We start from the raw sequence: 5,132 nt of genomic DNA on the forward strand, positions 1-5,132 counted from the left end.
CGACCTGCCCTTCGATATCGGTGGTGCAGCGGACCTCTCCCTTCTCGTTCTGGAAGATGGCGTAGCCCAGCTTCCCGTGCCCGACCATGAAGGAGCCGCTGTCCCAGCTGCCGTCGGTGTAGACGGTCGCAAAGGTCCACCAGATGACGTGCATCCTGTTGTTCACGACCAGGTCTTTCTGGAAGTGGATCGCGCCGCCTTCCGCCATCCAGGCCTGGTCAAGGGTGATGATGCCTTTCACGGCGCGCCCTTCGCAGGTGCCGGTCACATCGTACAGCTGCGAGACATAAAAAGTGCCCCAGTCGCGACCCGGCAGGTACCACTGCATGCCATTGCCGAGCAAGGCGCCCGCGAGATCGAACAGCCCTTCCTCCTTCCAGCTGAACTGTGTACCGGAAGCGGTCAGGCGCCATGGCTGGCCGGCCTCCCCCTCCAGGCTGGACCAGCCGGCCGTGTCATTGTCGAGCCAACGGTGCGGGAACATGGTCAGCGCCTGCGCCGCGCTCTTTGCCTTGTCGATGCGAATATGGCGTCCGTCGCCGACCCGCGTCGACTGGTAGATGAATTTGGTCGGGTTCGGGCTGCTGCCGGGCGCATTCAGGGCGCGCACGAACGCATAGATCTCGCCTTGCTCGTCGCGCACGCAGCCGAAGGGCATGTGCTTGGTCAGCTTCAGGCCGTAGTGGTCGCGCAGGTCGGCCAGGCCGGCGCCTGTTACCTGCTGCGGACCCACCAGACACTGGTAGTCGAAATCGGCGCGCTCGGGAATCGTGTCGAAGGTCTTCATGGCTTAATCCCAGAGCACGTGGACATGGGCCGCACCGCGCAGCTGGGCGCCTTCGATGAGGGGCGCGGGTTGGTCCGGGTCCAGGCGCAGGTTCGGGAACAGGTCGAGCAGCGCATTGACGGCGCAGTTGAGCTCCATCTTGGCGACGAACTGGCCGATGCACATGTGCGGCCCGAAGCCGAAACCGAAGGACAGCTTCGTGCGCCTGTCGATATCGAACACGTCCGGATGCTCGAAGACTTCCTCGTCGCGGTTGGCCGAGGCCACCATGCACTGGACGAAGGACCCTTTGGGGATGGTCACGCCGTGGAACTGCACCTCTTTCGCCGTCTCGCGGACCTTGAAGGTCGCCACTGGTTCAAAGCGCACCGCTTCGTCAATAAGTTTCGGCACCAGGGCGCGATCCGCCCGCACGCGCTCCAGCAGGCCCGGCGTGGTGAGCAGCAGCACCATCACCGAACTGAAGGTGCGGGTGGTGGTTTCGCCGGAGGCCGGCAGTAGCGAGCGCACGAAGGTGGCTACCTCGTGGTCGTCGAGCATGCGGCCCTCGTGCTCGGCGCGCAGCAGGCGTCCGATCAGGTCGTCGCCGGCGCTGCCCGCCGCACGCCGCTGCACTACCACCGCGAAGATCGCTTCGTACAGCAGCTTGACCGCGATGCCTGCATTGCGCCGCGCTTCCACCGCCTTGGCCGGATCGATCTGGTTGCCCCCGACCATGGCCAGCGCCCAGGCCGCGTACTGGCGGTATTGTTCCGTATTATCGGTCGGAAAACCCATCAGCGCATACATCTCGCGGATCGGAAAACCCAGGCCGAACTCCATCAGGTCGGCCTTTTTCAGCCCTACCATCGGTTCGAGGAAGTCCTTGCGGATCACCGCGTCGATCTGGTCGCGCCATTTGTTCACCGTCTCCGGCATGAAGGCCGGCTGCAGCAGTGCGCGCACGCTGCGGTGCTGCTCGCCGTCCATCGCCAGCACGATCAGGCCGTCGAAGAATGCGCCCAGGCCTTCGGCGATGAAGCCACTGGTGTAGCTGCTGGCGTCGCGCAGCACGGTCATGACGTCCTGATGCCGGAACAATGCAAAGGTCGGCCGCGTGCCCTGCTGCATGCCGGCATTCGTCGGCACGCCGAACTGGCGGATGAAGTCGCCGACAAAAATCGGCGATTCGGCGCGCGCCTGGCGGCACGCTGCGTGGATGTCGCCGGTTCCCTTGTAGGTATCGGAAACTGCGGTATAGGCGCGTTCCAGGGCGTGGTCGTCGATGGTTTCGTTCACGGTGTCTCCTCCAGTTGAACATTTTTTTGAATGATGTACACATGGTAGCCGCGCTGGACGGCGCCGCGGCGGCCAGCGGCGCCGATTTTGTTTGACCGCGAGTCAAGCGGACCGGGTTAAGATGGCGCTCTCGACATCCCCCGAGCCACCAGAGGCGACACCATGAGCGAGCTGCCGGACCGTTGTGCGCCGACCAGGGCGCTGCCGAACAAACGCGAAACGCTCAGGCGCATCCTGGAAGCGGCGCGCCGCGAATTCGTGGGCAAAGGCCTGGCCGATGCACGCGTCGACGACATTGCCCAGGCTGCGGGCGTGACCAAGCAGCTGGTGTATCACTATTACCGCAGCAAGGAGGAGTTGTTCGCCTGCGTGCTGGACGAATCCTCGGCGCAGGCAATGAACGAACTGGTGACGCTGGAGCTGGACCAGCTGGCCCCGCGCGCCGCGCTACGCGCCCTGCTGCAGCGGATGGTCCAGCCCTACCAAGAGGGCGAACTCAGCGTCCTGGCCCAGGAAGGGATCCGCTTCCACGAAAGCCGGGCGACGCCGCGCAACAGTTTTACCGAACTGGCGCCGCGGCTCAGGCTCAAGCTGAAGGAAACGCTCGAGCGCGGCATCGCCAGCGGCGACTTCCGCGCCGACGTCGATCCGGACATGCTGCTGGCCGTCGCGGCTCTGGCTACCACCAGCGCCTGGGTCAACCGCTATACGGTGTCGACGCTGTGCGGTCTGGACATGGCAAGCGCGCCGGACGCTGAGAAATGGGGGCGATTTTCAGTCGATTTCGTACTTGCCGCAGTCGAGCGCGAACGCAGCGGCCAGCATCCGCTCACGCTGCCCGCCTCGCTCGTCAGCCCGCCAGGAAGCGACTGACCCGGCGGGCTGCGATACGCCCCGGCAGGCCGTTGATCCCGCCGCCCGGATGGGTGCCGGCGCCGCCCAGGAACAGGCCGGCCACCGGCAGCTTGTCCGTGCCCAGTCCCGCGGCCGGACGCATCAAGGCGCTGCGCGCCGGGCTGGTGTCGATGTGCACCACGCAGCCGCGGTGCACGTTCAGACGCTCGGCCAGGTCGGGCGCCGCTTCGATCCGGCGTCCGATCTCGTAGCGCGCCAGCCCGTCCATATACTCCGACGCCTGGTCGATCACCTGCTGGCCGACCTGGGCGCGCATCGCGTCCCAGCCCTCGCGCGGCTCGACCGGCATCGCCACTGGATAGAGATAGACCACATCCTGCCCGGGCGGCGCCTGGCCCGGGTCGACCGCACTCGGCGCGGTGATCCACATATAAGGCAAGGGCGACACTTCGCCACGGGCAGCGGCGCGGAAGTTGTCGAGTACAGCGTCGGACGTGCCGATCAGGAGCACGCTCTTGCGCAGGCTCAGGCCGTCCGGACGCAGCGCTTCATGGCGGCTGTACCCGACCTGCCCAGAGAGCGCGACATCGACTTTCAGCGGCGAAGCCCCGTGCGCATTCGCCGGCGCCAAAGCCACGCGCGTCAGCGTGCGGCGGTCGAGCGCGCCGGGCGTCACCATCTCGAGCGCCATTTTCGGATGGATGGATGCGATCACGGCGCGCGCCCCAATCACCGCGCCGCTTTTCAAGCGCACGCCCGTTGCCACGCCATTTGCGGCGACGATTTCCGCGACCGGGGCGTCGACCATGATCTCCCCGCCCAGCTCGCGCAAGCGCGCGGCCAGCGCGTTCGACAGCGTCTGCATACCGCCCACTGCGCGGCCCAGGCCGAAACGGTGGATGAAGCCGAGCAGCGCAAAGTAAATGCCGGTGGCTTCGCCGGCGATCGGGCCGGCCGCACCCAGCAGGCAACAGAGGGCGGACTGGGTCACGGGATGCTCGAAGCGCTCCATGATCGAGGTGTAGGCCGGGCTGCCGATCAGCGCCATCAGCTCCGGCTTGAGCGCTCGGTTCTTGAACATGGTGCGGAAGGCCTGCCATTTGGCGCCAAGGTTGCGCTGCGCCGGATCGACCCGCATCATCGGGATGGCGACGTCGATGAAGGCATTCACCAGAACCATCAGGGACAGGAACTCGTCGGCATCGCGCGCCGAGAACCGCCGGATCTCGGCCGCCGTCTGCTCGGCGCTGCGGCCGAACACGAGCGAATTGCCGTCGGGATGGAGATAGACATAGCCGGGATCCATCTCCACCTGGCGAAAGCCATGCCGTTCCAGCTGCAGTTCGTGCGGCATCATCGGGTGCACGCGCAGCGACATCAGGTCGAGCGCGCAGGGGTGGATCAGGTGCTGCGGCGCGTCGGGAATCAGGTAGCCGCTCGACGCCATGCCGCCGACTTTTTCGCGCGCCTCGATCACGACCACCTTTTTTCCCGCTTCGGCGAGATAACAGGCGGCGGCCAGGCCATTGTGTCCGCCGCCGACGATTGCCACGTCGTATTGCTTGTCCCCATTCATGCTGTCTTCTCCGGTTTTGTTTTGAAGTCCGCCGGATTGAAGCACGCGGCCGCGCTTGCGGCCTGAAGAACAGTTTTACCTGAGGTAAAGCGCGGGCGCTCAGCGGCGCGCGACACGGCCCGACAGCAGCATGACGACGAAGCGCTCCATGCGCCGCATCAGGTTGCGGCGGTCGGCGCCGGACGGCACCAGCACGTCGCTCAGGATGAAGCGCACCATCAGTTCGCCGATCAGTTCGCGGTCGAGCACGATGCCGCGGCGCTCTTCCCAGGCGTCGAACACGGGCGCCAGCACGTCCTGGAAGCGGTGCACCGAGTCGTGGAAAATCCGCTGGAACCAGCGCGTCGCGTATTCCGGCGCCACCAGCAGCAGGCGCCGGGCGCGGCTGCGTTCCAGGTAGTCGTCGATGAAGCCCAGTACGGCCTGGAAGCGCTCGTCGGGATCCTGGGAAGCCGACGTCGCTTCGATCAGGCGGGCATGGAACTGGTCGCGCTTGTGGCGGGAGAACGCGTCGAGCAGGTCGTCCTGCGAGGAAAAATAGCGGTAGAAGGTTCCGCGCGAGATGCCGCTGTCGTGGCACACGTCCAGGATCGAAATGCGCTCGGCGCCCGATTGCAGGATGATCTCTTCCGTCGT

General features: G+C 65.9%; 4 protein-coding genes. 1 reads left to right on the plus strand and 3 read right to left on the minus strand.

All coding sequences use genetic code 11. From position 1 onward, the window contains the following. Positions 1–790: 790 nt before the first annotated feature. A complete protein-coding gene (locus ACFPOU_RS00065; RefSeq protein ID WP_379715282.1) occupies positions 791–2,065 on the minus strand; it encodes a cytochrome P450 in 1,275 nt (424 codons plus the stop codon). Between the two features lie 162 nt (positions 2,066–2,227). Between ACFPOU_RS00065 and ACFPOU_RS00070 the strand changes: the two genes are divergently transcribed. Further along, positions 2,228–2,938, plus strand: coding sequence for a TetR/AcrR family transcriptional regulator (locus ACFPOU_RS00070; RefSeq protein ID WP_379715285.1), 711 nt, complete (start codon positions 2,228–2,230; stop codon positions 2,936–2,938). Here ACFPOU_RS00070 and ACFPOU_RS00075 read toward each other — a convergent pair. Both ACFPOU_RS00075 and ACFPOU_RS00080 read right to left on the minus strand, forming a co-directional pair. Beyond that, positions 2,916–4,496: a phytoene desaturase family protein gene (locus tag ACFPOU_RS00075; protein WP_379715288.1), complete on the minus strand. Its 1,581-nt coding sequence runs from the start codon at positions 4,494–4,496 to the stop codon at positions 2,916–2,918. The two genes, ACFPOU_RS00070 and ACFPOU_RS00075, sit on opposite strands and share 23 nt — an antisense overlap. 99 nt (positions 4,497–4,595) lie before the next feature. Next, positions 4,596–5,132, minus strand: a 537-nt coding sequence (locus ACFPOU_RS00080; protein ID WP_379715291.1) for a TetR/AcrR family transcriptional regulator, incomplete at its 5' end; no start/stop codon positions are given.

It is taken from the genome of Massilia jejuensis (genome assembly GCF_042656795.1).
Taxonomy (GTDB): domain Bacteria; phylum Pseudomonadota; class Gammaproteobacteria; order Burkholderiales; family Burkholderiaceae_D; genus Telluria; species Telluria jejuensis.